The sequence below is a fragment of the Cupriavidus sp. 05L411 genome, assembly GCF_056398045.1.
The window spans coordinates 198,888-223,890 of record NZ_JBFTOQ010000006.1; the positions used below are offsets into that span (position 1 = coordinate 198,888).

Consider the following 25,003-nt stretch of genomic DNA (forward strand, 5'->3'; position numbering starts at 1 on the left):
CATGCGAGCCATGGGCACTTGGGCATGATCAGCGGCTTTCGCCCACATCGTTCTGCGCAAACTGGACTGCAAGGCCGATCGCTCGTACTCTATATCCATTCACCCGCCAGCCGCCCCCGGTCTTCTGCGGATGGTCGGGTCCAAACGGTATCGCCAGAACCCTGAGCCCTGCCCAGGGGATCTCACTGCGCGCCGATGGCCGCACGTCGATCAATATGCCGTCCCGATGCAAGCCACCCTGCGTTTCGGAGTAAGGCTGTGCGACGGCACCCCAATGGTGTAGCCAGGCACACAGATGCGTGGCGACCTCCCTCACATCCGAGCGCACGTACACCACGCCAGGCCGTAGTTGAGGCGTCACGATATCCGGTGCATCGATGCACAACGGGAAGGGCAGCGTAGCCGAGAAGAGGCTTCCCAGCCCAGGCTCGCTTACCACCTGGATAGCGCCGCCCATCAACTGGGCAAGCCGATGGCAGATCGAAAGTCCGAGTCCCGAACTGGCTGTCGCCTGCCGGCTACCGCTTGCCTGATAATACGACTCGAAGATGCGCTCCTGGCTTTCCGCGGCGATACCGATGCCGGTGTCCGCCACCTGCCACATCAGTTCGACGCCTTCCGGCCGGGTTGCCACCATCCGCGCGCGCAGCACCACCCGGCCCATCTGCGTGAACTTGATGGCGTTGTTCAAAAGGTTGTTCAGGATCTGGCGCACGCGAGCGGCATCGCCAAGTACGCTCCCGGGAATGTCCGCATCGATACAGGCGTAGATGAGCAAGCCCTTGCGCTGCGCGCGTGCAGCGTACGACCCAAGCACGTCTTCCGTCAGGTCGAGCGGCGAGAAGGCCACCGGTTCGAGCATCAGGCTCCCGGCTTCGATCCGCGAGATGTCCAACGTGTTATCCACCACCTGCAATAGGGAATCCGAGGACCGTTCGATGGCCTTGATGTACTCTCGCTGCTGCCCTGACGTGCCGCTCAACGCCAGGAGCTCAAGTGTTCCCAGAATGCCAAAAAGCGGCGTACGAATCTCATGACTCATGGTGGTCAGGAAAACGGTCTTGGCCTCATTGGCGGCTTCCGCCCGTTGAATGGCCAACTGCGTGGCTGCTTCCATTTCCTTGCGGGCCGTGATGTCGCTGAACGCGCAGATCACCACGTCTTCGCCTTGGTAGCGCGCTGACGCGAAAGACACATAGACGCTACGGCCGTCATGCAGCACCAGTTCGCGGCCGGAGCCCGGATGGCGGTCCTTGGAAAGCGCGGCTTCGCGCCACGAGACATCGGGATCAAACCAGCTTCGCGCCAATCCGTTGGCAAGCGGCACGTTGCCATCGCGGCGGCGAAGCACGCACAATGCCACCGGTGCCGCCTCGATAATGGATCGGCTAAACGCTTCGCTTTCAATCAGGCTGTCAAATTGCTGCCGCGCCGGCAGCATCTGGTGCCGATGGATATACACGATGCCGATGCCCATGCCGATGATCAGCAGAAGGAAGCCCCCCAGCGCCAGCCGGATAGCCGGCATGCACACCTTCAGCAGCGCGCTCGCACGAATGAAATAAACAACACGCCAGCCGTCGTCGCCCACCGCCTTGCTGAGCGTCAGGTACTTGGGTATTGGGCCTATTCCGTATCGAATAAACGCATCCTCGCGCGTCATTCTTGCCAGATCGCGTCTTAATTCGACATCTCCCGTGCTTTCGAGAACAACGTTATCGTGACGGTCCAGCAGCATGTAGCTTAGGCCAGGCTTGGACAGCATGAGACCCGGCTCGACATTGTCCAACGCCAGTCCAAGCCAGCCGGCTGTCTTCTCGCCAGGATCGACCCGGCCAAACATATAAAGACGGTGATGGATACGATCGCTGGCCCAGATAATCGACCCGGTGTCAGCCGATTGCGCGTGCCGCGCAACCAGCATGTTCCTCACCTCGGGCGAGAGTGCCTCCCGGATGGCACTGCGATCGCTTTTCAGTCCTGCCTGAGTGGCCCGGGCAGCGGTCCAGTAGACCAGATGGGCGCCTGAACGCGCGATGGCATCCCTGTCCCGTTCAGTCACATACAAGGTCCAGCTCTTCCCAACTTGCTGATCGATGGCGAGCGAAATCCCTTCGATGCGATGAGCCTCGCTTGTCGGCAACTGGACAGGCACGCCGCTGCCTTCGGATATGGAGTCGATCAGGGATCTCAGCAGCGAGCTACGTCGCCCCAGGAACACCTGCGCGTTATACGCCGCAGCATTCATCTGGCGCCGATAGGCGGAAATACTCCTCTCGAATTGAGACTCCAGGTACAAGAACGCGGCCATGCCCGCGCACAGCAGCAACGCCGTGGCCAGAAGATATAGCATCACAACGGCTACGCGCGGCGGCGATATCTTGACGCGACGGCGCCCAGCACGAAGTCGATGGGAATGCATGATCGAATAGTGCCGCCGATCGGAATGCTTTCCTATCGGACAATTCTCAATTTTCGATTTCCGCTGCGATTTTCCCTAGACCCCACGCCATTCCGCGGGCAAGCCTCTGAAGTGTCGCTATCCGCGCAGGGAATTGACCGTCTTCACTGCTGCAGTCTCCTCGTTGGCAGGGGCAAACCGAAATGCGAATGCGTACTCATACAGCTCGCGGTCGTTTGCAAGTCCCAGCTTTTTCATGCCCGTGATGCGCTGCGTGCTCACGGTCTTGACGCTGCGGCCCAGCGCCGTGGCGATCTCACCGACGGTCATGCCTCGCGTATAGCGGCGCAGCACTTCGGTCTCCCGTGCCGAAATGCAGTCGTTGGCAAAGACGTCGATCGGTTCCTCCGCCATCCGCGAATGCGCCATCAGCCTGCGCACCGATGGCGCGATGTACATTCGCCCTCGCGCGACGGCCCGGATGGCACCCGCGATCTCCCTCGCCGGGTCGCTCCTCAGCAGCAGACCATGGGCACCCGAGACGATCATGGCTCGCAGGACCAGCGGGCTGGATACCTTCGTGATGATCACGACTTTCAAGCGAGGACAAGTGCCATGCAGAAGATCCAGCAATGCAATATTGTCGTCATGTCGCCGGCCCGGACGATGAAAGGCGCAGAGCAGGACATCGGCCCTGGCACTGCCCAGCCACTGCATCAGTTCGGAGGAATCCACGGGTTCCCCAACGATCTCGACTTCATCCATCAGCGCTAACACCTGGCGCATCTTTTTCTGCGACGTGGAATGGTCATCCGCAAGAAGCACTCTGATTGGCACAACTAAGCCCTCCGATCAACGAATCTGTGTAAAACCGATCCGGCGCCTGGCGCCCGGCGGACCGTGCCCGGTGCGGCGCACCCCACTCCATAGAGCCGGCGCATCCGGGATACCGCGGCCATCCACTACACGTTGGCCCGCGCTCGGATGAACGGCTCCCGGATATTCGGTCTCGGGAATCTCCGGCGTGGCGGCGGCCGCGTAGCCGCCGGCTGGCAGCAGCACACACAGGCTGGCGCGGGCGGCCTGGCGGGCAGCTTCGATTATTTCGGGCGCTCGGTATGGCAAGGGTTTGTAAATCTCCAGCCGCGTAACAGCGGCACGGCAAATAGCGATGACTGGAATGGCGTAGCAATATCTTGCCCCTGCTTCAAGGCGACAGGGCTTGGCAGCAAGCCAATCCTCCTGCGGGTGGCGGCAAGGCGTGACCCGGATCAATCGGGGGCGGGCAAGACCTTCCGATGGCTTGGTTCCATGAAAGTGCATATTGGCCGCCAAAGCCCCGGTATGGATCGCATGTATCAGCAGATATTCGCCAGAATTCCCCGGTAGCGACACAGGATAGTTCTTGTTTTCGGCAAAAATAAATGAATTGAGATTATCGCCACACTTAACAACGCGCGCGTGCTCAAGGTGCCTGGCGGTGCAAGTCAGCCTCTCATCAAGGTCAGGCGTGGACCAATTCGCCCAATCCCGCCCGATTTGGTCATCTGGCGTGCACAAGAACACTAACCTCATCTGGAACGTGCACTGTTCTTTGCGCACGTCAGATATCGATGTTTCGTCTATCGAGGAATTACCATTCGTTGTCGCCAATAAAATTGTAATAAAGTATGCAAAATACTGAAATTATAATTAATTGGGAAGTGTTATATTTTTGACTGGGCAATTAAATGAAATAGGATTCTACGGTGCGGACGAAGCCAGGGCAGTTATCCGGCGCGCACCTGCTAAGTGGTGGGGATTCTTGCGTCGTTCTAGTCGATGATGATCAACCATCCCCGCTAGCCAGCCGCCCAGCGGCTGTCAATGTCGAACTGGCCGTGTGCCGGCACGTTGCTGCAGAACCAGATTATTCTGGTAGAAGAGGCGTGATGACTTCAGTATTCTTGAGGTCGTCGGCATCAACATTCCCTGGTGATGCCGACTCCCGATTCCGGCGAGGATTCCCTCCCTCTGCCCGGACTTCTACCCACCCAAGCGACCCTCGCGGGCTGCTTGGGTTTTTTTTGCGCCCGGCAGGGCGCGTCCATGGCGCCCCGCTACTGAAAGAGCTCGGTAGTAATGCAGAAGGTAATGAGCTGCTGGTCGGTTGTTATACCGAGCTTCTGCATTGCCGACACCTTGTGGCCACTGACGGTCTTGATGCTGCGGTTGAAGTGCCTGGCGATATCCTGAACCGACTCCCCGCCAACGAAATGGCGAAGCACTTCATATTCGCGCGGAGACAGCGTCTTGATTCGCTCGCCAATGGACTCCGCCCCCGAACTCGCGCGTAGAGACGCCTGGAGGGAGGCTGGAATGTACCTGCGGTTGCTCCGGATCGCGAACAAGGCGGCGAGGATGTCGTTGAGGGAGTCGCCCTTGAATACCACCCCGTGCACGCCGGCATCGTACAGGGCCGATACGATGATCGGGTTGGTGAGCATTGTCAGCACCAGCAGCTTGACGTCGGGAAACGTCCTGGTCAGGTATGCGATGAGCTTCAGGCCATCCCCGAAGACCGAATCACCGGGCATGGCAAAGTCGGTGACAATAATATCCGGACGGGCAACGGGAATCTTGGCGATCAGGTCCGAGGGGCCCGAGGCGGAATCCACCACCACGAAACGCAGGTCCTGCTCGATGACTTCGCGTACTCCCATGAGTACCAGGGGATGATCGTCCGCTAAGATGATTTTGGTCTTTTTCATGGAGTTCAAAAATCGGATAAAGGGAAGCCGTCGCCTGGTTGAGTTGTCAAAACTCAGCAAGAATGGCCTCGATCTGCGAGGCAACCAGCGCTATGCCTGCCTTCTGCTTTTGCAGAAGGCCTTCGCTGCGAATGTCTTCCTCCAGGGCTTCACAGTATTTCACGAGTCTGAACAATTTTACGGTAGCCAGCGCTCCGCGGATACGATGCAACGTATCCAGGGCGCTGTCGGCGGACGAATTCGCTATGGCTCGATTGAGCACCGCGATATCGCTTCGCATGGTCTCGGAAAATACGTTGCGGAACCTGAGCGGCACGAACCCGGCTTCATTATGGCTGGCCGGGGACTCCGGGACGGCTTGCGCCACGTGCCGTATGACAGCAGGCGAGCGAATGGACTGGAGATGGGACCGTAGCGCCCCCAGGTCAAATGGCTTGACCAGCCAGGATGTCATGCCCGCGTCCATGCAGCGCTGCTCCTCTTCGCGCATCGCATTGGCTGTGATCCCGATAATAGGGCCCTCGTAGCCTTGTTGCCTCAACACTTCGGCCAACTCGTAGCCATTTGCCCTTGGCATGTTGATGTCCGTGATCACGACATCGAACAGATCGGGGTGCCATCGGGCCAGCGCATCCACCCCATCGCAGACCAGGGCAACCAGGCAGCCGATCTGTTCGAGTTGCTCCTTCAGGATCATGCCATTGATAGCGTTATCCTCGGCCACGAGGACCCGAAGCTGTGCGCCGGCAGCGAGGGGTTCCGCCTGCCTGTCAACTGGCTCGGATATGCCCGGCTCCGCCAGGGCGATGGCGCTGCCGATCGCTTGAACGCTGTGCGCACTCAGGTAGCCACGTCCCGCTGACAAGGCAGCGTCCGCGGCAGCAGGCTGGCTGCCGGCAAACAGATAACTCCCGGGCCAGCCCGCGGGAACAGGGTAGGAGACGAGAAGATCCAGCAGGTGCGCGCGCGGCGCAGCAGCGACAGGCATATCGTCTGCCATGTGGGTGGTGGCCCCCCAGCGCTTGAGCCATGCGCACACATTGTCGGTCAACTCCTTGCTTGGGGATCGCACGTAGACGGATTCCCCCGTCAGCACCGGCGCTTGCGACGGTACCCGCACCGTGGCATGCGACAGGGGGAGCATCAGCGAAAAGCTGCTTCCCAGGCCCGGATCGCTGACCACCCGGATGTCCCCATGCATCAGCTTTGCCAGGCGCATAGAGATGGACAAGCCCAGTCCGGCGCCGCTGACCGTATGCATATTGCTGTCGATCCGGTAGAACGGGGTGAAGAGTTCTGCTTGACGTTCCCGCGGTATCCCGACCCCCGTGTCCGCCACCTGGAACAGCAGCGTCACGCCAACGCGATCTGTCGAAACTTGCCGGACGCGGAGAATCACGTGGCCGGATTCGGTAAATTTAATGGCGTTGCCCAGGAGATGGTTCAGTATTTGCTGAATCCGCATGGCGTCGCCACGCAGGTGCTCAGGCAGATCGGGCGCAACGCAGGCGTACAGGAGCAGGCCCTTTTGCCCGGCGCTGGCGGCATAGCGGCTGACGGTAGCCTCCACCAGCGATAGCAGGCAGAAGTCGTCCGCCTCGACTGACAACTGCCGCGCTTCGATCTTGGCGATATCCAGGACGTCGCTGATGATTTGCATCAGTATTTCAGACGAGTTACGGATAGTCTGGACATATTGCCTCTGCGCGCTGCCGAGGCCGGTGAGATCCAGGAGTTCCAACGCGCCCATGACGCCATACAGCGGCGTCCGGATTTCGTGGCTCATCGAGGCCAGGAAGGTGGTCTTGGCCTCGCTCGCGTTGTCGGCATCCTGCTTTCCCTTGGCCAGGGCGCGTTCGATTTCCTTGCGTGCGCTGATATCGGCGAACGCGCACAGCAGCACGGCTTGACCACAGTAGCGGGCCGGCGCGAATGCCAGGGAGAGTGGCCTGCTGCCGTCGCCCCGGATTTCCTCGATCGCGCCGGGCAGGGTAGCAGCAAGCACTTGCGTGGCCTGAGAGGCATTGTCGAGAACGCACTGCAGGTCCTGGTGCTTATCCAGGCCCGGGTCCAGGCCCCGGGCCTGGTTGAGCCATTGCTTTGCCAGATGGTTGCCGAACAGCGCCGTTCCGTCCGCCCGGCTGTAAATGCACAGCGCCACAGGCGCGGTCTCGATCAGCGCGCGGCAAAATGCGTTGGTTTCCGCCAGCTGCTCGTGCGCCCGGCGCGCTGGCAATACCACGCGCCGGTTGTGCCAGCGGACGAAGGACAAACCGCCGCCCAGCCCGAATAGCACCAACAGTGCGAGGATGGCTGGCAGGCCCTTGTTATGGCGGAAGAGGGTCGGATAACTGATGCGGTATAGCGCGTGCCACGACCCGCTCGGGTCCGTTAGCCGAAAGTACAGTCCGTCGGCGGCATAGGTGACGCCATCCGTCTTCGATGCGGGCATCGGCGTCTTTCCCGCAAAGGTGGTGCGGGCCTTGTCTTCCAGCCAGAAATCGTCGTAGCTGGGTGGTTCCAGAGAACCCCGAACACTGCCAATGCTATCCAGGCTCAGCAGCGCGGCAGCGTAGAGCGTATCGTTCCCGGATTGCGTCTCTCGCGGTATGGCCGCCGCGGCATCGAGAGGCAGGACCGCGAGCATTTTGCCTGCCCCCCCGGCTGCCAGATCTGCGCGGAGCCAGCTGACAGCCTCCGATGCAACGTTGCGCCCGCCTACGTGCGTGCCGGCATGCTGCGAGCCCATCGAGAACACCACGCCGTACTCCTCGGACCTGTTGCCCGAATTGGAGCGGAACGCCTGCATGCCGACGCTGGTATCGGCGTGCGCCGCGATCAGGAAGACATCTGCCGGAGGATGTTGGGATGCTGCCCAGTACGCGCTGTAGTAATCGAAAAAAAATGTGCCAAACCGGAGCACGGACCTGTCTTGCGGAGGACAGTCCGCCGTGCCCCTGCAGGCAATGCTGAACATGACCGACGTGCGCGGAACCCGCGCCTCGAACAGCATCACGCCGCCATGGACGCTCGAATCGATGCGCCGCAGCTTGACATCGCCCGTGTAATCATCGGGATGCAAGCTCTGGACTCGCGTGCGCAGGCGTATCAGGAAGGCCTCCTGCTCCCCGATATAACCAGTGAGTTTGGAAAAATGGATGGCGATCCGTTCTTCCTGATCTTCCACAACGCGGAACATGCCCCAGCCAAGCGTGCCGGCCAACATCAGCGCCAGCGGAATGACGGCGAACAGCACGAGACTCAGTTGCCGCTGCATGCGGACAAGGCGGCGGATCGGACTGCTTTCCATTGGCACGGCAGGTAGTAAAAGGCATCGTCTCTACGAAGGAGACCCGGGGGAAATTGGAAACCTTTACGGCGGTGCCACGCTGCAGCCCGGTGTGGCCGGCATCGCGCACACGCCAAAGGACGGAGAATGGCCTGCTCTGCCCCGAGCAATACATAAGCGTCACTGGACGTGTCACTGAAAGTGGGGCAACTCGATGTGTACACCAGATCTGGCAATTGCTCAATAGCCCCGGATCATATCCCGGCATGCAGGAAGGGCCCTGCTGATTTGCGGGGCGGATCGGCAGGGTGGCTGTGGTGACTTCTGCGCTTGGCGAGGCCCCGTCCTTAGCTTGCAGCTTTCTTTCTCTGCTTATCGTGGATGGACTGCCTATCCACGGGGCTCCCCGCAGAATTTACGCCAAGTCATTGTCGTGCTAGATTGGCGCCTCAATGTCTTGCCATCACGGAGCCGATCTATGCGAACGCCAACAAGGCAGCAAGCCTATGACGAGGCGAAGCGATTTATCGAGACCATTGGCCTGCGAGATGCACAGGCGCTACGGCACAAGTTTGGCATTTCCAGCGCAGTGGCCGAAGAGATATTCGAGTGCATTGATGAATACTTCGATGAGGGGGCAAGCCTATCCATTGCGCCACTGGAGACGGCCTTTGATTCGCGTACGCAGAAAAGGCCATGGATTGATGTCTATGAAACCAACGGAAAGGCACTAGGAATGGAGTGTGTGCTCTTTGAAAATGGCAGGCCCGGTGAGGCTATTCTTCATATTGAAGTTTCAGAAAATAGCGAAAAACTGGATCTGTACTACAAGTACATTGGATCCTGATGAGATTTCTGGCTTGATCTCCTCAGGTTAAAAGGCCCTGCCGCTGGCAGCGGTACGCGGATCTGTTCCCGGCGGGTCAAGGATCCGGCCGCCTCAAGCTGCCTCAAGCCGCCGCGAGCGCAGCGCCCGTGGGCTTCCAGACCGCGCCAGCATAGAACTCCGCCCCAAAATCCGCCGGCACGTCTGCACGAATCCTCTGCTCATGCAGCGCCAGGTCGGCCAGCAGCAGATCCCGGCTGATGCGGGCGACCGAGCCCGGAATATCGCGCCGCATGCTGGGCACATCGCCCAGCGGCACGCCGACGCTGGCAAAGCCTGCCGGGTTATGCACATGGAGATCGCGCAGCCACGGCGCGGCACCCGGTGTTTTCTCAAGGTACTCAAGGCCGCTGCCCAGGTAGGGCGACGCGGCGAGCTCGTCGTCGCGCGCATCGGCCGCGGGCTGGTAGCGGTCGCGCCAGCGCAGGATATGCGGCGCCATGTCGGCCAGTTCCGCCCGCGCCGACGGATCCACCAGGTAGCCCGTGCCGGCAATCGCAAAGTCGAAACGCAGGGTCTGCCCTTGCACTTCTGTGACAATGCGGCCGGACTCCACCTCGGCGGCGGACAGCGAGGTGCTCAGGTGCAGATGGAACTGCGGGAATTTGAGCACCCGCTCCACCGAGTCGGCCGGTGGCGTGGATCCGGCGCGCCGATAGCGGATGGCTTGCTCCCAGCGCGTGGCATCGGGCAGGGCGTGGTAATTGTCGTAAAGGCCGGGGTAGGCGCGCACGCGCGATACCGGCGTGGCGGCGATATGGTCGCGGCGCGCGAACAGGTGCACGGCGGCCGCGCCGGATTCCAGCGCCACGGCGGCGGCGTCGAAGGCGGAGGCCGCCGCGCCCAGCACGGCTACCGTCTTGCCGCGCAGCGCGCCGAAGTCGATGGCATCGGCCGTATGCGCGGCCAGCCCGGCGGCCACGGCCTGCGACAACACAGCGGGCACGAACGGCGCGCCATTGCCGGCCACGCCATTGGCCAGGATGACCTTGCGCGCCGTCTCGATGCGCGGCTGCCCATTCACTTCAAGATGCAGCCGGAAGTGCTGCAGCGCGGCGCCGGCGACGGGCTCGATGCGTACCACGCGCGTGGCGTAGCGCACCGGCACGCTGAGGAAGGTGCGGTACCAGTCCAGGTAATCGGCCCAGTCCAGGCGCGCAATGCGGTCGATGGCGGCATAGGCCTCGGCGCCGTGCCGCGCTTCATACCAGGCCTGGAAGCCCAGCGTTGGCAGGCCGAGCTCGGGCCCGACCAGGTTCTTGGGCGTGCGCAGCTTCTGCATGCGGGCGCGCGCGCGCCAGACGCCGGCCAGCGCACCGTCTGGCGCGGCGTCGAGCACCGTCACGCGGCCAATGCCCGCGCGGCGCAGCGCGAAGGCATAGGCGCTGCCGCTCTGGCCGCCACCAACGATGGCCACGTTGTGGTCGATGCCGGCATGGTCCGGCACCCAGTTGTCGGGTGCGGGGCCGAGCAGGCGCAGCGTTTCGCGTGCGAGGAAATCGGGATCGGAGCCGGGGAAGGAAGAGGTTGTCGTCATGCTGCAGCGGCAAGGGTTGAGGCGGCGGGCCTGGAGGAAGCGGCGGGATGCGCTGGGCGCTTGAGCCCAAGGTGCTCGCGCAGCGTGCTGCCGTCGTACTCCGCGCGGAACAGGCCGCGGCGGCGCAGCTCAGGCAGCACCAGCGCGATGAAATCGGTGAGTCCGCCCGGCAGCACCGGCGACATGATGTTGTAGCCGTCGGCGCCGTATTTGCGGAAGCGCTCTTCGAGCTGGTCGACGATCTGCTCGGGCGTGCCGATCACCTGCCAGTGGCCGCGCGCACCCGCAACGCGCTGGTAAAGCTGGCGGATGGTCAGGTTCTCGCGTCGCGCAAGGTCGATCACCAGGCGCTGGCGGCTCTTGCTGGCATTGGTCTCGGGCAACTCGGGAATCGGGCCGTCGAGCGGATAGCCTGACAGGTCGAAGCCGCCCGTCAGGCCAGACACCAGCGCCAGGCCGACCACCGGGTCGATCAGCGCTTGCAGTTGCTCGAATTTCTCTTTGGCTTCGCTTTCACTCTGGCCCACCACCGGGAATACGCCGGGCAGGATCTTCAGGTCATCCGGCTCGCGCCCGTAGCGGGCGAGCCGGCCTTTGACGTCAGCGTAGAACGCCACGGCATCCTCCACCGTCTGCTGCGCCGTGAACACGGCTTCGCCCGTGCGCGCGGCCAGTTCCTTGCCGGCTTCGGAGGAGCCGGCCTGCACCACGACCGGATGGCCCTGCGGCGTGCGCGACACGTTGAGCGGCCCCTGCACCGAGAAATGCTTCCCCTTATGGCCTAGCACATGGCGCCTGGCAGGCTCGTAGTAGCGGCCGCTGGCCTTGTCGCGCAGGAAGGCATCGTCCTCCCAGCTGTTCCACAGTCCGGTGACCACATCGGCGAACTCCGCCGCGCGCTCGTAGCGCTCGGCGTGGGCGAAATGGTGGTCGCGGTTGAAGTTGCGCGCTTCGTGCTCGTTGGATGAGGTGACGAGGTTCCAGCCGGCGCGCCCGCCCGAGATATGGTCCAGCGAGGCGAACTTGCGCGCCACGTGATACGGCTCGTTGAAGCTCGTCGAGGCGGTGCCGACCAGGCCGATGCGCTGCGTGACCGCGGCCAGCGCGGACAGCAGCGTGATGGGCTCGAACTGCGCCTGGTAGCTGTGCGCGGTACGGCTGAGGAACTCGACATCGTCGCCGCGCGTGCCTACGCCGTCGGCCAGGAAGACCAGGTCGAACTTCGCCGCCTCGGCGGCCTGGGCGAGCGCGATGTAGTGCTTGAAGTCGATGCCCGCGTCGGCCTTGGCATCGGGATGGCGCCAGGCGGCGATATGGTGGCCACTGGGGTAAAGAAAGGCGCCCAGGCTGAGGAAACCGCTACGTTGAGCCATGATTGCTTATCGGTTGTTGAGGGATATCAGGCGGCTATGCGTGTGCTTTGCCGGCCTTGCGGCCGTGCCAGCCCCAGGTGCTCGCGCAGCGTGCTGCCTTCGTACTGCGTGCGGAACATGCCGCGCCGCTGCAGGATCGGCACCACGCCGTCGACAAAGTCCTGCAGCCCGTCGGGCAGCGCATCGGGCATCAGGTTGAAGCCATCGGCCGCGCCGTGGCGGAACCAGTGCTCGATGTCGTCGGCAATCTGTTCGGGCGTGCCCACGATCACGCGGTGGCCGCCGCCGCCCGCCAGCTCGCGGATCAGTTCGCGCACGGTGTAGCCATGGCGCCGCGCCAGCGCCAGCGTGGCGTTGAAGAAGGTGTGGTTGCCATTGCCGTTGGCGGGCAGGGCGAGGTTGTCCGGCAGCCGCTCGTCCAGCTTCAAGCGGTCCGGCGTGATGCCGAGCGTGCCGGCCAGCCGCGCCAGGCTGTAGTCCCAGGGGATCAGGTCGATCAGCTCGTCGCGCCGCCGGCGGGCCTGGGCTTCGGTGGCGCCGATGATGGTGGTCAGGCCGGCCAGCACCTGCACGGCATCGGGCCCGCGCCCAAGCGCTTGTGCGCGCGCCTTGAGCTCGCGCCCGTAGGCCAGCGATTCCTCGAACGATTGCGATGCCGAGAACACGGCCTCGGCATGGCGTGCGGCCAGCTCGCGCCCGTCGGCGGAGCCGCCGGCCTGCACCACCACCGGATGGCCTTGTGGCGAGCGCGGCAGGTTAAGTGGCCCCTGCACGCTGAAATGCTCGCCATGGTGCGCAATCGGTTGCACCTTGGCGGTGTCGACGAAGCGGCCCGATGCCTTGTCGCCGAGAAAGGCGTCGTCCTCCCAGCTGTCCCACAGGGCCTTGACCACGGACGTGAATTCGGCCGCCCGCGCATAGCGCTGCGCGTGGTCCGGCGCCGCATCGCGCCCGAAATTGCGCGCCGACGGCACATCGGCCGTGGTGACCACGTTCCAGCCGGCGCGCCCCGCGCTCACATGGTCTAGCGTGGCGAAGCGCCGCGCGATGTTGTAGGGCTCGTTGTAGCTGGTGGACGCCGTGCCGATCAGGCCGATATGCGTGGTCGCCGCCGCGATGCTGGCCAGCAGCACCGTGGGTTCCAGCGCCGGGATCGGGCGGAAATGAATCTGGTCGACGATAGCGGCGTTGTCTGCCAGGAACACCGCGTCGAGCTTGCCGGCTTCGGCGATCTGCGCCACGCGGATGTAGTGCCGCACGTCGGTAAAGGCGGCGGGATCGCTGTCGGGAAGCCGCCACGCGGAGGGCACGAAGCCCGAGTGCAGGATATTGATGTTGAGGTGGAGCTGGCGCTGGCGCGCCCCGTTCGATGCACTCATTGGTAGGTCCCCGGTTCCGGATGGCCTTCGCCCAGCACCCAGCGGCCGACATTGCGGGTCTTGTACTCGGACGGGTTGTGCAGGGTATGGATGCRCACGTTGCGCCAGAAGCGGTCCAGGCCGGTCTTGCGCACCGCCGAGCGCGCGCCCGTGACCTCGAAGATCTCGCTGGAGACCTGCAGCGCGACCTCGCCGGCCAGCACGTTGGCCGCCGCAATGGCCACGGCTGCTTCACCGCGCTCCTCGGCGCTGAGCGCTTCGCCGCGTGCGATCACGCTGTCAAGCGCAAGCAGCGCGCGGTCGGCCAGCGCGGTGGCGGCCTGGGTCTTGACCCAGAGCTCGCCGTATTGCCGGCGCACCCACGGGTCGTCCACATGGCGCCCCACGCCTGAGTGAATCCACGGGCGCGACTCATGCACCGTGTACTCACGCCCGGCGCGCAGCGCGCCTTGCGCCGTGCCGATGAACACATTGAGCAGCACGCTTTGCTGCTGCAGCGGCGTGACCGTGCGGTAGGGCTCGGCCGGCGCGCCGGTGGGGTTCAAGGGCACCGGCTGCCCGAGCACTTCGCTCTCGTGCACGCGCACGCCCTGGTAGGTGACGCGGCCGCTGCCGGTCTGGCGCTGGCCGATGCCGTCCCAGTCGTCCTCGATCACGATGCCCGCGCGGTCCGCGGGAATCGCGGCAAAGCGGCGTTCGCCGCTGTCGGCGTCTTCCCAGGCAATCGCCAGGAAATCAGCCACGTGCGAGCCGGAGGTGAAGGGGCGGTAGCCGTCCAGCACGAACCACTCGCCATCGCGCCTCCCGAACAGGCTCCTGGAAAAGCTGTTCGCCGTGTTGCCCCAGAACCAGTTGCCCTCGGCCGAGCGGCGCCACAGGCTGGCAGCCTTCTCCGGTGCGTTGCGCAAGCGCGGGCTCAGCAGGCTGCTGTAGTGATAGCCGAACAGATGGCCGAGCGAGCCGTCCACCTGCGCGAACAGGCGCGTGATGCGCAGCACGGTCGACCAGGTTTCGCCCTGGCCGCCGACTTCGCGCGGCAGCAGCAACGTAAGCAGGCCGTGCTCCTTGAGCAAGCGGATCTGCTCCGCGGGTTTCCCGCCGAGGTGGTCGCGGGCGATGGCGTCTTCGGCGAAGCGCTCGCGCAGCAAGACCGCGCGGGCGATGAATGGGTTGCTGGTGTCCGGCTCGAACAGCGCAGGTGCCGGTTCGGCCTGCGCATGAAGATAGGCGACGTTGGCGGTCATGATGTTCAACGGGTTTAGCGGGTTTAGCGGGTTTAGCGGATTCAGCGATAGATGGCAGGCGAGGGGAACTCGCCCGTGAGCAACCACGTGCCCACCGTGCGCTTCTTGTACTCGGCCGGGTTGTGCAGCGTGTGGGTGCGCACGTTGCGCCAGAAACGGTCAAAGCCATTGGCGTTGGTGGCGGAACGCGCGCCCATCACCTCGAAGATCTCGTTCGATACGGCCAGGCCGGTTTCCCCGGCGTACAGGTTCGCGGTAGCCAGCGCGATGGCTACGGGCCCGCGCTGCTCCAGCGTCAGCGCTTGTCCGTAGCCATAAATGGCATCCAGGCTGCGCGCCGCCTGGTCGGCCAGCTCGGTTGCCGCCAAGGTGCGGATGGCGAGCTCGCCGTATTTGCGCTGGACCCACGGATCATCGACATGGCGCTCCACGCCCGAGTGGATCCATGGGCGCGATTGCGTGGCGGTATAGGCGCGGCCTTCGTCTAGCGCGCCCTGTGCCGTGCCGACAAACACGTTGAGCAGCACGCTTTGCTGCAGCAGCGTGGTCAGCGATGCGAAAGGGGTGAGCGGATCGTCGGGCTTGCCGAGCAGTTCATCGTCGCGCACCAGCACGCCGTTGAACGTCACGGTGCCGCTGCCGGTCTGGCGCTGGCCGATGCCATCCCAGTCATCCTCGATCACGATGCCCGCGCGATCGGCTGGCACCACGCCCATCAGGCGTTGGCCCAGCGCGTTCTCCCAAGCCAGCTGGATCACGTCCGCCACTTGGCTGCCGCTGGAGAAGGGCCGGAATCCGGTGACCACCCAGCCATCGTTGCCGGGGGCGCGCTGCGCACTGGACGTCTTCGACAGCGCATTGCCCGAGTTGCTCCACAGCCATTGCGCCTTGGCGGCGGCGCGCAGCCAGCGCTCCTGCTGCGCCGGCGTGCCGCGCGCCTGCACGGCGTGCACGGGCAGATGGTGGTAGCCGAAGAGGTGGGCCAGCGAGCCATCGGTACGTGCGAATTCGCGCACCACGCGCAGCAGTGAAAGCCACGAAGCACCGCCCCCGCCGTAGGCCGTGGGAATGCCCGCTGAAAGCAGGCCGCTTTCCTTGAGCAAGCGGATTTGCTCGGTAGGCCGGCCGCCAGCCTTGTCGCGGGCGACGGCATCGGTATGGAAGGTCTCGCGCAGCACCACCGCGCGGGCGACGAAGGGATCGTTCAGATCGGGGCCGAAGTTGGACATGCCGCGTTGTCTTCTCGAAGTTGCACCCGAGACACGATAGAGCAAGGTTTGCGCGCCACCAACGAAGCAAACCGCGCTTGCATATCCACTTTTGTGGATGCTATTGCGCTATGGATTCTGCAACGCCGGCTCCCTGGTTTCCTTTCCCGTTTCGGCGGCGCTATAACCGTCACCCGTCCACTCGATAAAGCAGAGCCCGTGGCCAAAAGGGTCGGACAGCGTCGCCTGCCGTCCCCAGGCGAAATCCTGCGGCCAGTCCTCCAGCTCGGCGCCGGCTTCCAGCGCACGCTCCACCGCGCTTTCCAGGTCCGCCACCACGAAATCGAGATGCGCCGGCGTCCAGCGCCGGCGATCGTCGCGCCGGCCGTCGGCGCGCGTGCTGGGCCTGGTGCCCGGCGCCTTGGCCTGCAGGTAGATCGGCGCGCCGCCGCCCAGCATTTCCGCCACGGAGCCGTCGAACAGCTTGCGCGCCAGGCGCAGGCCAAGGCCGTGCTGGTAGAAGCSGATGCCGTGCGCGAGGTCGTCGACGTCGATATTGATCAGCAATTGCATCGCGGTCTCCTGCTTGGAATGGGGGCGCGGCCCGCAAGGAAGCACTCCGCCCGAAGACCAGGATTGTGCGCCGGCACTCCTGACACGTACTGTCAGGAGTGTTCTACTCGGCGCCTGTGACGCGCAAGGCTGGTAGCGGCCCCGGGAAGGCCCCCGGAGGGCCTCAGGCGCGCATTGGCGCCAGCAGGGCATCGACCACGGGTGCCAGCGCATCGCCTAGCGCGATGTGGTCGGCGGCGTCCAGGTGCACGCCGTCGACTTCGCTGCTATGGATTACCGTACCGGTGTCGAAACAGTCGCAGCCGCGCGAGCGGCAGACTTCCTGGAAGGCTTGCGCCAGCCCCACGCATTTGTGCTCGCCCCCGGCAAACTTCGGCGCCAGCGGCCCGCGCGGCGTGGTGATGGGTGGGGGCACCAGCACCAGCACCGGCGGCACGGGCATGCCGGGCTCGATGGGTGCGCCGCGGATGGTGTCGAGCAGGGCGCCGATGCCTTGCGCGGCGTGCCAGGCGTTATGCGGGTGCATGGACTGGAAATCGTTGCTGCCGAGCATCAGGATCACCAGCGCCAGTGGCGCGTGCAATTCCATGCGCTGCGCCAGGCCTTGGATGCCGTTGCGGCCCGGCTTGAAGGGATCGTCCCAGACCGTGCGGCGGCCGTTGAGGCAGTCTTCCAGTATCCGCACGGGGCGCTGCCCGCCGGCCTTGGCACCGTTCAGGGCAAGCTCCAGCCGGCCGGGCCAGCGCACCGCCCAGGGCAGGCGCTGCCGCGTGCCCGGCACGATGCCCCACGATAGCGAGTCGGCGTAGACCAGTACCTGCAGCGGATCGATGGCGCCAAGGACATCGGTTCGGGTGTCGGGAGACGGCAGGGCGCTCATGGGCGGGCTCCGGGAAGTTTTGCTGCGGACCTTGGCACAGACCTTCATAATATCGGCTAACTATAGATCGGGAGAGTTAAGTTGCGTTTCGAGCACCTGGTGGAGATCAACGATCCACAAAATATCCAGTTGGACACGCTCACGCCGGAGCAGCTCTGGCAAGGGCTGGTGCTGCGCAGTGCCGAGCCCGAGCTGTTTGTCATGGGGCTGGACCGCGCGGAGATCGTGGAGCGCGGCGACAACTGGGTCGAGCGCAAGCTGCATTTTGGCAAGGCCACGATTCGCGACCGCGTCGTCTTCGAGCCGCGCCGCGTCGTGCGCTATGAAACCGCCCCCACCGACGAGCACGCCGGCGGCACCCTGACCATGGCGATCGAGACGCCGGGCCCGGGCGCCTTGCTGCTGCGCTTTGTCTACGAAACCACCATGCCCGCGGTGGACGACAGCGGCGACGATCGTTTCGCCGAAATCGTCAAGTCGGCTTATCACGAGGCCGACCTCGACACCGTGCGCAAGATCCGCGAACTGGCCGCCCTCGGACGGCTGGGGTGAGCGAGCTGCCCTCGTCGCCTGCCGCCGGCAGGCAGCCGGGTGGTCCGACCCGGGAATCGCTGCGGGCACGCTATGGCAGCCAGCTGCGCTGGCTGGTGCTGCTGACGCTGATGCTGGGCACGGTCTCCTCGATCGTGTCGTCGACCATCGTCAACGTAGCCATTCCCGACCTGAGCCGGCATTTCGTGCTGGGGCAGGACAGCGCGCAGTGGGTGGCGGCCAGCTTCATGATTGCCATGACGCTGTCGATGCTGCTCACGCCGTGGCTGCTTAACCGCTACGGCTTGCGCCGCACGTTCATTGGCAGCTTGCTGCTGCTGGGCATGGGMGGGCTGGTCGGCGGATTCTCGCCCACGTATGGCGTGATGATCGCCATGCGGGTGGCCGAGGGCATTGCGGCGGGGATCCTGCAGCCGCTGCCCAACATCCTGATCCTGCGGGTGTTCGAGGAGCGCGAGCAGGGCAAGGCGATCAGCATGTTCGGCTTTGGGGTGGTGCTGGCGCCGGCGCTCGGCCCCAGCGTGGGCGGCTTCCTGGTCGAGGCCTTCGGCTGGCGCTCGATCTTCTTCGTGGTGGTGCCGCTGACGCTGATTGGGCTGTGGATGGCGCGCCGCTTCATGGCGGTGGACTCGGCCATGATGGGCGAGCGCAAGCCGCTCGACTGGCAGGGCCTGGGCCTGGCCGGCATTGCCACCGTGAGCCTGCTCAACGGGCTGGTGCAGATGCGCGAGAGCCTGCCTGCCGGCATGGCGCTGGCTGGCTTTGGCGTGCTGATGCTGGTGGTGTTCGTGCTGTGGCAGTTGCGCGCGGAGAACCCGCTGATGAACATGCGCCTGTACAGCTACCGGCAGTTTTCGGCCGGGGCGGTGGTGGCGTTCATCTACGGCGCGGGGCTGTTCGGATCGACCTACCTGCTGCCCGTCTACATGCAGATGGCGCTGGCCTATACGCCGTCGCGCGCCGGGCTGGTGCTGCTGCCGGCCGGCATCGCGCTGGCCCTGACCATTGCCGCGGCGGGGCGGCTGACCCATCGCGTCTCGCCACACCTGCAGGTGTCGTTCGGGCTCGCGCTGCTGTCGGCTTCATTCCTGCTGATGGCGATGGGGTCCCAGGCCACGCCTTACCTGCTGCTGGTGGGGTTTGCGGTGCTGGGGCGGATCGGGCTTGGCTGCATCCTGCCGTCGCTGACGCTGGGCTCGATGCGGGGCGTGGATTATTCGCTGATTGCGCAGGGTTCCAGTTGCATCAACTTCATCCGGCAACTGGGCGGTGCGATCGGGGTAAGCCTGGCCGGCGTCGGCCTGCAATGGCGGCTGGCCGCGCAGGGTGCGGTGCTCGGTACCGACGGCGACCCGGCCGCGCGCATCCGCGCCTTCGACGAGACCTTCCTGGCGGTTGGCCTTGTCATTGCCACCGCCATCCTGGCAGCCTGGCGGATACGGCCAAGGCCGCTGGCCGAAGCCTGAAGGGTTAGCCGGCTGAGCGCGGGCTAACCCATATGGCATATGGCTTCAGGCGGTGGCGCCGCTGCGCAGTTCTTCCACCAGCGCGATGTATTTTTCCTGCGCGTCTTCCTGGGCGGTGCCCTTGAGCGTTTCCCAGGCTTCGAACTTGTAGCGGCCGACGAAATCGGTCATGCCCGGCTTGTCGCCATGGGCGTCGCCCTCGCTGCCTTGCTTGAACAGCGCGTAGAGGCGCAGCAGGGTCATGTTGCTGGGGCGCTCGGTCAGTTGCTTGACGTCGATCTGGGCTTGGGCAAAGCGTGCCTTCAGGTCGCTCATGGGGTTCTCCTGGCTGGATGGGGGGATGCGTTCTGGATTCGGTGTTCGGGAAAGACCCGGCAGCCGCGATGATAGCGCCCGCCACCGCGCGTTTGAGCCGAAAGAAACCGAAGAACGCTTCAGTCTGGCGCACCCCGGGCGGGGCGTGCGCACTGCACGCTAGTTCAGCTTTTGAGGCTGCTCCGGATACAATCTCGCCATGTCCTGGATTCTTGCAGTTGAAACCTCCACCGAGTGGTGTTCCGTCGCGCTCGGGCGCATTGCCGATGGCGGCGCCCTGGAGTGCCTGGTTCGTCATGAACACACCGGCCCGCGCTCGTCTTCGCGCGTGCTGCCGGCCGCTGGCGAGTTGCTGGCCGAAGCTGGCATTGCCCTGTCGGACTGTGCCGCCATCGCATTTGGCGCCGGGCCGGGCTCCTTCACGGGCCTGCGCACCGCCTGCGGCGTGGCCCAGGGCCTGGCCTTTGGCGCCGATCTGCCTGTGATTCCCGTCAATTCGCTGATGGCTTGCGCCGAACGCGTGCGCCTGGGCGGGGAAGGGATGCCGGCGCTGCCACCCGACGTCTCCGTGCTGGTAGCGCTGGACGCCCGCATGGATGAAGCCTACGCAGGCGCGTTTCGCTGGGATGGCGCCGCGCAGGCGTGGCAGGCGGCGACCGACATGCAGGTGTGCCCGCCGGAGGCCGTCAGCCTGCCCACCGGGCCGTTCTGGCTCGCGGGCAGTGCCGCTGCCGTGTTTGGCGAGCGCCTCAAGGCCACGGCGCTGGCGCTGCACAGCGTGCCCGAGGCCTTGCCCGCCGCGCCGGCCCTGGTATCGATTGGCTTGCGCGCGCTGGCCCGCAACGAAACCGTTGCGCCGTCCGATGCCATGCCGATCTATCTGCGCGACAAGGTCGCCCAGACCATCGCCGAGCGCCAGGCCGTGGCGGCGCAGCGCGCTGCGCTGGCGGCGGGAGACCAGCCGTGAGCGTGGAGCGCAACCCGCCACCGGACGCCGGCTCGGCCAATCCCGGCCAGGGCGCGCATGCAGCGTGCGGCAGCGGGTACGCATGGCCCGAGGTGCCGGTGATGCCAAGCGTGCCGGCGGGCTGGAGCATTGGCCGCATGACGGCGCTGGACGTGGAAGCCGTGGCGCAGATCGAAGCCCGGGCCTACACCCACCCATGGACCCGTGCCAATTTCGAGAATTCCGTCAAGGCCGGGCACATCGGCCTGACCTTGCGGGATAACGGGGGCGTGCTGGTCGCCTACACGGTGCTGATGCCGGTTGTCGACGAGATGCACCTGCTCAATATCACCGTGGACCCGGCGCGTCAGCGCGGCGGCCTTGGCCGGCTGCTGCTGGCCGCTGCCATGGCTACCTCGCACGCGCATCATCTGCACACCATGCTGCTCGAAGTGCGGCCCTCCAATGTGGGTGCCATCGAGCTGTACCGTCAGGCAGGCTTTGCCGAGATCGGCCGGCGCAAGGGCTATTACCCCGCAGCCGGCCAGACGCGCGAGGATGCGCTTGTGCTGCGCCGCGCGTGGGCGCCCACGGAGGCCGTGCCATGAGCCGCCGCGCCAGGTTCCTCGAAGTGCTCGGCATTGCCGATGAATGGGTGCTGCGCCGCGCGCCAGCCCTGCCGGAGGCGGTCGAGCCATCCGCCATGGCGGGGCTCGCCGACCCGAGCGCCGAAGATCCCATCGTCAACGACGACACGGCCTCGCGCGAAGCGGCCCAGGCCGCCGTGACGCTCGCCGCCGTGGCCGACGCTGGCGTGGACGAAGCCCAGCCCGGAGCGCAGGCCGAAGCAGCGCCTTCCGCATGGTCGGCACAAGCCGATATGGAAGCGGGCGTGTCGGCCACGGCCGAAGCCGCCGTCGCGCGCATGCCGTCTGAGCCTGCGGTGGCGCTGGCAGATACCGGCACGCGCGAAGCCGTGATTGCGCGCCTGGACTGGGCCGCGCTTGCGCAGCGGGTCTCCGGCTGCACCGATTGCCAGTTGTGCGATGGCCGCACCCAGACCGTGTTCGGCGTGGGTGACCGCCAGGCCGAATGGGTGCTGGTCGGCGAAGCCCCAGGCGAAAACGAGGACCTGCAAGGCGAGCCCTTCGTGGGCCAGGCCGGCAAGCTGCTGGACAATATGCTGGCGGCGGTCGGCCTGGCGCGCGGGCGCAACGTGTTTATCGCCAACGTGCTGAAGTGCCGCCCGCCCGGCAACCGCAATCCCGAGCCGGAGGAGGTCGCCCAGTGCGAGCCTTACCTGCGCCGGCAGATCGCGCTGATCCAGCCCAAGCTGATCGTGGTGCTGGGGCGCTTTGCCGCCCAGTCCCTGCTGCGCACCACCACGCCGATCGGCAAGCTGCGCGGCACTGTCCATAGCTACGAAGGCATTCCGGTGGTGGTGACCTACCACCCGGCCTACCTGTTGCGCACCTTGTCCGACAAGGCGCGTGCCTGGGAAGACCTGTGCCTGGCCCGCGAGGTACATGCCCGTGCGGGAGCCAAGGCCTGAGTTCGCGCTGAGCCCCGGCGGCGCCATCGAGATGGCGCCGCTCTGGCGCCATGCCGTCTCGCAGCGCCTGCGCGAGCTCGCCTGGTGCTCGCTGTCGCCTCCGCTGCTGGCATTCCTGCCGACGGACGACGCAGGCAACGCCAGCATCAATGGCAACGCCCCCGGGCATTCGCCAGCGGCGCTCGCGCGCTGGCCGGAAGGGGCGCTGGCCGCCTGGCAGCGTTGGCTGCCCGCTGCCGACCCCGCCGCGCTACCCCCCACCAYTGCCGAGCTTGCCGCGGGCCTGGAGCAGCAACGCGTGCGCGGCCCGTCGCCCGCGCCCAGCCTGCGGCTGGGCCGGCATGCGGAGCGCCTGCTGCAATTCACGCTGGAACACGCCGAGGGGCTGGAGCTGCTTGCGGCGAACCTGCCGGTGCGCCGTGCCGGCGCGCATGGCGTGCAAACGCTGGGCGAGCTCGATTTTGTCTGGCGCGACGTGGCCAGCGGCGCCACCGTGCACTGGGAGATGGCGGCCAAGTTCTACCTGCTGGTCGAGCCTGCGCCGCACGGCGCGCCGCGCGGCGGCGGGCCCGGCGCTGCCATGCTGGACCGCCATTGCTTCGTCGGCCCCAACCTGGTGGACCGCCTGGGCGACAAGCTGGATCATATTGTGCGCAGGCAACTGCCGCTGTCACGCACCCCCGAGGCCCTGGCGCTGCTGGGCCGCCCTGTCGACCGCAGCGAGGTCTACCTGCTCGGCTGGCTGTTCTACCGGGATGGCGTGGTGCCGCAGTCCATCGGCAGCCTGGGCATCGCGCCGGATCACCTGCGCGGATGGTGGTCCACCTTGCCGGACTGGCTGGCCTGGGCTGGCAAGCGCGAAGGCTCGCGCTGGTACCGGCTGCCGCGCTCGGCGTGGATGGCGCCGGCCAGGGTGCCGCAAGCGCACACGGAGACCGCCGAGGCGATTCATGAGGCACTGGCGCTGCGTTTTGCGGAGACGCATCACGAGAAGAACTGGCGCCGGGAAGCGCCGGTGATGCTGTGCGAGGTAGAGCCGGCGGGGCAGCCCGGCGTGTGGCGCGAGCGTACCCGCGGGTTCGTGGTGCCGCCGGGGTGGGAGGAGCGGGCGCGCGAGCGCATCGCCAGGCCGGTGGGCTGAACCGGCCCGTGGCGCAAGCGACGCTTAGAGGCCGTTTCAAAAAGATGCTGGCGTCGTTGCGCGACCTTGCCGTACCACTTGTACTGTCTGCGGCCGCAGGCCTAGCCAGAACCGCTTCGCTTCATTTTGAAACAGCCTCTTAGTGGTGCTTGTCCTCGCCGATCATGGCGAGCGAATTGAAGTTGCGCACGTTGTAGCGGTGCTGGCGCATCACCAGCAGCATGGTGGCGCACACGAAGATGCCGAAGGCCACGATGACAATGCCGATCGGCACATTGAGCTTGATCAGCAGCGCGTACAGGCACAGCATCAGCAGCACCGAGACGTTCTCGTTGAAGTTCTGCACGGCGATCGAATGGCCGGCCGACAGCAGGACGTGCCCGCGGTGTTGCAGCAGCGCGTTCATCGGCACCACGAAGTACCCGGACATGCCACCTACCAGCATCAGGAAGACGTAGGCGATCGCCATGTACAGCGGCATGTGCATGCCGAGCACATCCAGCGAAATCTCGGGCAGGCTGTTCTTGGTATAGAAGGCCATCAGCATCACCACCACGCCCATCGCCACGCCAAACGGCAGCACCGACAGCGACTTGCGCAAGGGGATGCGCATGGCCGCCATGATCGCGCCTACCGCCACGCCCACCGCCACCACCGCTTGCAGCAGGGCGCCTTGCGACAGGTTCAGGCCGAGCGATTTTTCCGCCCATTTCAGCACGATGAACTGCAGGGTGGCGCCGGCACCCCAGAACAGCGTGGTCACGGCCAGCGAGATCTGGCCGAGCTTGTCGCGCCACAGGGCGGTAAAGCAATCAGCGAACTCGGCGATCAGCTTGATCGGGTTCTTTTCCTGCTGGGGGTAGCGGGCGCCCGTCTCGGGGATGAACAGGTTGAATACGGCTGCGATCACATAGAACATCATGATCACCACCATGGCCGCCTCGGCCGGGGTATTGATGCCTGTGTTGACGTAGGGAACGTCGATGCCGAGCAGAAGTTGCGAGATGTGCACCGAGATCAGTGCCCCGCCCACCACGGTGCCCAGGATGATCGAGCACACCGTCAGGCCTTCGATCCAGCCATTGGCGGCAACCAGTTTCTCGGGCGGCAGCAGCTCAGTGAGGATGCCGTACTTGGCGGGCGAGTACGCCGCTGCGCCGAACCCGACGATGCCGTAGGCCAGCAGCGGGTGCAACCCGAACATCATGATGGCGCACCCCGCAATCTTGATGGTGTTGGTGATGAACATCACCTTGCCCTTGGGCATCGAGTCGGCGAAAGCGCCCACGAAGGCCGCCAGCACGACGTAGGACAGCACGAAGAACAATTTGAGCAGCGGTGTCATCCACTGTGGAGAGTGCAGCTCGGTCAGAAGGGCGATAGCGGCGATGAGGAGCGCATTGTCGGCCAGCGAGGAGAAGAACTGCGCGGCCATGATGGTATAAAAACCCTTCTTCATACTTTGGACTCTATCTCCATCGCTATCACCGTACATGTCAGGCAGCAGCGCG

General features: G+C 65.0%; 21 protein-coding genes. 7 read left to right on the forward strand and 14 right to left on the reverse strand.

Going from position 1 to position 25,003, the window contains the following annotated elements; all coding sequences use genetic code 11:
* Positions 1-28 precede the first annotated feature (28 nt).
* The 5 genes from AC1DQR_RS09420 to AC1DQR_RS09440 all read right to left on the reverse strand — a co-directional run bounded on the left by AC1DQR_RS09420 (position 29) and on the right by AC1DQR_RS09440 (position 8,461).
* Entirely contained in the window at positions 29-2,353 is a 2,325-nt protein-coding gene (locus AC1DQR_RS09420; protein ID WP_477132909.1) for an ATP-binding protein, read from the reverse strand.
* 186 nt (positions 2,354-2,539) lie between these two features.
* Positions 2,540-3,238, reverse strand: coding sequence for a LuxR C-terminal-related transcriptional regulator (locus AC1DQR_RS09425; protein WP_477132910.1), 699 nt, complete (start codon positions 3,236-3,238; stop codon positions 2,540-2,542).
* Positions 3,239-3,253: 15 nt separating this feature from the next.
* Complete coding sequence (locus tag AC1DQR_RS09430) at positions 3,254-4,003, reverse strand: hypothetical protein (protein ID WP_477132911.1); 750 nt, start codon at positions 4,001-4,003, stop codon at positions 3,254-3,256.
* 497 nt (positions 4,004-4,500) lie between these two features.
* The gene (locus tag AC1DQR_RS09435; protein WP_416048820.1) at positions 4,501-5,151 is read right to left on the reverse strand and encodes a response regulator; all 651 of its coding nucleotides are present in this window, start codon (positions 5,149-5,151) and stop codon (positions 4,501-4,503) included.
* A 46-nt stretch (positions 5,152-5,197) separates the two neighbouring features.
* Positions 5,198-8,461 carry a hybrid sensor histidine kinase/response regulator gene (locus AC1DQR_RS09440; protein ID WP_477132912.1) on the reverse strand — a complete coding sequence of 1,088 codons (3,264 nt, stop codon included), beginning with the start codon at positions 8,459-8,461 and terminating at the stop codon, positions 5,198-5,200.
* A gap of 457 nt (positions 8,462-8,918) precedes the next feature.
* Between AC1DQR_RS09440 and AC1DQR_RS09445 the strand changes: the two genes are divergently transcribed.
* Positions 8,919-9,287, forward strand: coding sequence for a hypothetical protein (locus tag AC1DQR_RS09445; RefSeq protein ID WP_416048818.1), 369 nt, complete (start codon positions 8,919-8,921; stop codon positions 9,285-9,287).
* Positions 9,288-9,390: 103 nt separating this feature from the next.
* Here the strand turns inward: AC1DQR_RS09445 and AC1DQR_RS09450 are convergent, their stop codons facing one another.
* From AC1DQR_RS09450 to AC1DQR_RS09480, 7 genes are all read right to left on the reverse strand, one after another.
* Positions 9,391-10,863: a SidA/IucD/PvdA family monooxygenase gene (locus tag AC1DQR_RS09450; protein ID WP_416048817.1), complete on the reverse strand. Its 1,473-nt coding sequence runs from the start codon at positions 10,861-10,863 to the stop codon at positions 9,391-9,393.
* Positions 10,860-12,236 (reverse strand): LLM class flavin-dependent oxidoreductase, encoded by a 1,377-nt coding sequence (locus AC1DQR_RS09455; RefSeq protein ID WP_174428293.1) that lies wholly within the window; start codon positions 12,234-12,236, stop codon positions 10,860-10,862. The genes AC1DQR_RS09450 and AC1DQR_RS09455 overlap by 4 nt, the downstream gene beginning before the upstream one ends.
* A gap of 26 nt (positions 12,237-12,262) precedes the next feature.
* Positions 12,263-13,615, reverse strand: coding sequence for an LLM class flavin-dependent oxidoreductase (locus AC1DQR_RS09460; protein WP_309405143.1), 1,353 nt, complete (start codon positions 13,613-13,615; stop codon positions 12,263-12,265).
* Positions 13,612-14,859 carry an acyl-CoA dehydrogenase family protein gene (locus AC1DQR_RS09465; protein WP_477132913.1) on the reverse strand — a complete coding sequence of 416 codons (1,248 nt, stop codon included), beginning with the start codon at positions 14,857-14,859 and terminating at the stop codon, positions 13,612-13,614. Before AC1DQR_RS09465 ends, AC1DQR_RS09460 begins: the two co-directional genes overlap by 4 nt.
* A gap of 41 nt (positions 14,860-14,900) precedes the next feature.
* On the reverse strand, positions 14,901-16,088 hold the full coding sequence (locus AC1DQR_RS09470; protein ID WP_477132914.1) for an acyl-CoA dehydrogenase family protein: 1,188 nt from the start codon (positions 16,086-16,088) through the stop codon (positions 14,901-14,903).
* A 108-nt stretch (positions 16,089-16,196) separates the two neighbouring features.
* The gene (locus tag AC1DQR_RS09475) at positions 16,197-16,640 is read right to left on the reverse strand and encodes a VOC family protein (RefSeq protein WP_477132915.1); all 444 of its coding nucleotides are present in this window, start codon (positions 16,638-16,640) and stop codon (positions 16,197-16,199) included.
* A gap of 163 nt (positions 16,641-16,803) precedes the next feature.
* Positions 16,804-17,520: an SGNH/GDSL hydrolase family protein gene (locus AC1DQR_RS09480; protein WP_477132916.1), complete on the reverse strand. Its 717-nt coding sequence runs from the start codon at positions 17,518-17,520 to the stop codon at positions 16,804-16,806.
* Positions 17,521-17,601: 81 nt separating this feature from the next.
* On the opposite strand from AC1DQR_RS09480, the gene AC1DQR_RS09485 reads away from it, so the two are divergent.
* Both AC1DQR_RS09485 and AC1DQR_RS09490 read left to right on the forward strand, forming a co-directional pair.
* The gene (locus AC1DQR_RS09485) at positions 17,602-18,072 is read left to right on the forward strand and encodes an SRPBCC family protein (RefSeq protein WP_150983551.1); all 471 of its coding nucleotides are present in this window, start codon (positions 17,602-17,604) and stop codon (positions 18,070-18,072) included.
* Positions 18,069-19,538: a DHA2 family efflux MFS transporter permease subunit gene (locus tag AC1DQR_RS09490; protein ID WP_416048811.1), complete on the forward strand. Its 1,470-nt coding sequence runs from the start codon at positions 18,069-18,071 to the stop codon at positions 19,536-19,538. The genes AC1DQR_RS09485 and AC1DQR_RS09490 overlap by 4 nt, the downstream gene beginning before the upstream one ends.
* Positions 19,539-19,583: 45 nt before the next feature.
* Here AC1DQR_RS09490 and AC1DQR_RS09495 read toward each other — a convergent pair whose 3' ends face one another.
* Positions 19,584-19,853: an acyl-CoA-binding protein gene (locus AC1DQR_RS09495; protein WP_416048810.1), complete on the reverse strand. Its 270-nt coding sequence runs from the start codon at positions 19,851-19,853 to the stop codon at positions 19,584-19,586.
* 199 nt (positions 19,854-20,052) lie between these two features.
* Here AC1DQR_RS09495 and tsaB point away from each other — a divergent pair, with 199 nt between their 5' ends.
* The 4 genes from tsaB (at position 20,053) to AC1DQR_RS09515 (ending at position 23,492) form a co-directional block, all read left to right on the forward strand.
* Positions 20,053-20,820 (forward strand): tRNA (adenosine(37)-N6)-threonylcarbamoyltransferase complex dimerization subunit type 1 TsaB, encoded by a 768-nt coding sequence (tsaB, locus tag AC1DQR_RS09500; RefSeq protein ID WP_416048809.1) that lies wholly within the window; start codon positions 20,053-20,055, stop codon positions 20,818-20,820.
* 101 nt (positions 20,821-20,921) lie between these two features.
* On the forward strand, positions 20,922-21,407 hold the full coding sequence (rimI, locus tag AC1DQR_RS09505; RefSeq protein WP_416050501.1) for a ribosomal protein S18-alanine N-acetyltransferase: 486 nt from the start codon (positions 20,922-20,924) through the stop codon (positions 21,405-21,407).
* The gene (locus tag AC1DQR_RS09510) at positions 21,404-22,351 is read left to right on the forward strand and encodes a uracil-DNA glycosylase (protein ID WP_477132917.1); all 948 of its coding nucleotides are present in this window, start codon (positions 21,404-21,406) and stop codon (positions 22,349-22,351) included. The genes rimI and AC1DQR_RS09510 overlap by 4 nt, the downstream gene beginning before the upstream one ends.
* Entirely contained in the window at positions 22,326-23,492 is a 1,167-nt protein-coding gene (locus tag AC1DQR_RS09515) for a DUF1853 family protein (RefSeq protein ID WP_477132918.1), read from the forward strand. Before AC1DQR_RS09510 ends, AC1DQR_RS09515 begins: the two co-directional genes overlap by 26 nt.
* A 139-nt stretch (positions 23,493-23,631) precedes the next feature.
* On the opposite strand, the gene lplT is transcribed toward AC1DQR_RS09515, so the two are convergent.
* Positions 23,632-24,951 (reverse strand): lysophospholipid transporter LplT, encoded by a 1,320-nt coding sequence (lplT, locus tag AC1DQR_RS09520; RefSeq protein WP_477132919.1) that lies wholly within the window; start codon positions 24,949-24,951, stop codon positions 23,632-23,634.
* Between the last annotated feature and the right edge of the window lie 52 nt (positions 24,952-25,003).

Bases quoted from the DNA above. Each gene is read 5' to 3' on its own strand.
- AC1DQR_RS09420 (WP_477132909.1), bottom strand. From the start codon at position 2,353: ATGCTATATCTTCTGGCCACGGCGTTGCTGCTGTGCGCGGGCATGGCC.
- AC1DQR_RS09435 (WP_416048820.1), bottom strand. From the start codon at position 5,151: ATGAAAAAGACCAAAATCATCTTAGCGGACGATCATCCCCTGGTACTC.
- AC1DQR_RS09440 (WP_477132912.1), bottom strand. From the start codon at position 8,461: ATGGAAAGCAGTCCGATCCGCCGCCTTGTCCGCATGCAGCGGCAACTG.
- AC1DQR_RS09445 (WP_416048818.1), top strand. From the start codon at position 8,919: ATGCGAACGCCAACAAGGCAGCAAGCCTATGACGAGGCGAAGCGATTT.
- AC1DQR_RS09450 (WP_416048817.1), bottom strand. From the start codon at position 10,863: ATGACGACAACCTCTTCCTTCCCCGGCTCCGATCCCGATTTCCTCGCA.
- AC1DQR_RS09455 (WP_174428293.1), bottom strand. From the start codon at position 12,236: ATGGCTCAACGTAGCGGTTTCCTCAGCCTGGGCGCCTTTCTTTACCCC.
- AC1DQR_RS09460 (WP_309405143.1), bottom strand. From the start codon at position 13,615: ATGAGTGCATCGAACGGGGCGCGCCAGCGCCAGCTCCACCTCAACATC.
- AC1DQR_RS09470 (WP_477132914.1), bottom strand. From the start codon at position 16,088: ATGTCCAACTTCGGCCCCGATCTGAACGATCCCTTCGTCGCCCGCGCG.
- AC1DQR_RS09480 (WP_477132916.1), bottom strand. From the start codon at position 17,520: ATGAGCGCCCTGCCGTCTCCCGACACCCGAACCGATGTCCTTGGCGCC.
- AC1DQR_RS09495 (WP_416048810.1), bottom strand. From the start codon at position 19,853: ATGAGCGACCTGAAGGCACGCTTTGCCCAAGCCCAGATCGACGTCAAG.
- tsaB (WP_416048809.1), top strand. From the start codon at position 20,053: ATGTCCTGGATTCTTGCAGTTGAAACCTCCACCGAGTGGTGTTCCGTC.
- rimI (WP_416050501.1), top strand. From the start codon at position 20,922: ATGCCAAGCGTGCCGGCGGGCTGGAGCATTGGCCGCATGACGGCGCTG.
- AC1DQR_RS09510 (WP_477132917.1), top strand. From the start codon at position 21,404: ATGAGCCGCCGCGCCAGGTTCCTCGAAGTGCTCGGCATTGCCGATGAA.
- lplT (WP_477132919.1), bottom strand. From the start codon at position 24,951: ATGAAGAAGGGTTTTTATACCATCATGGCCGCGCAGTTCTTCTCCTCG.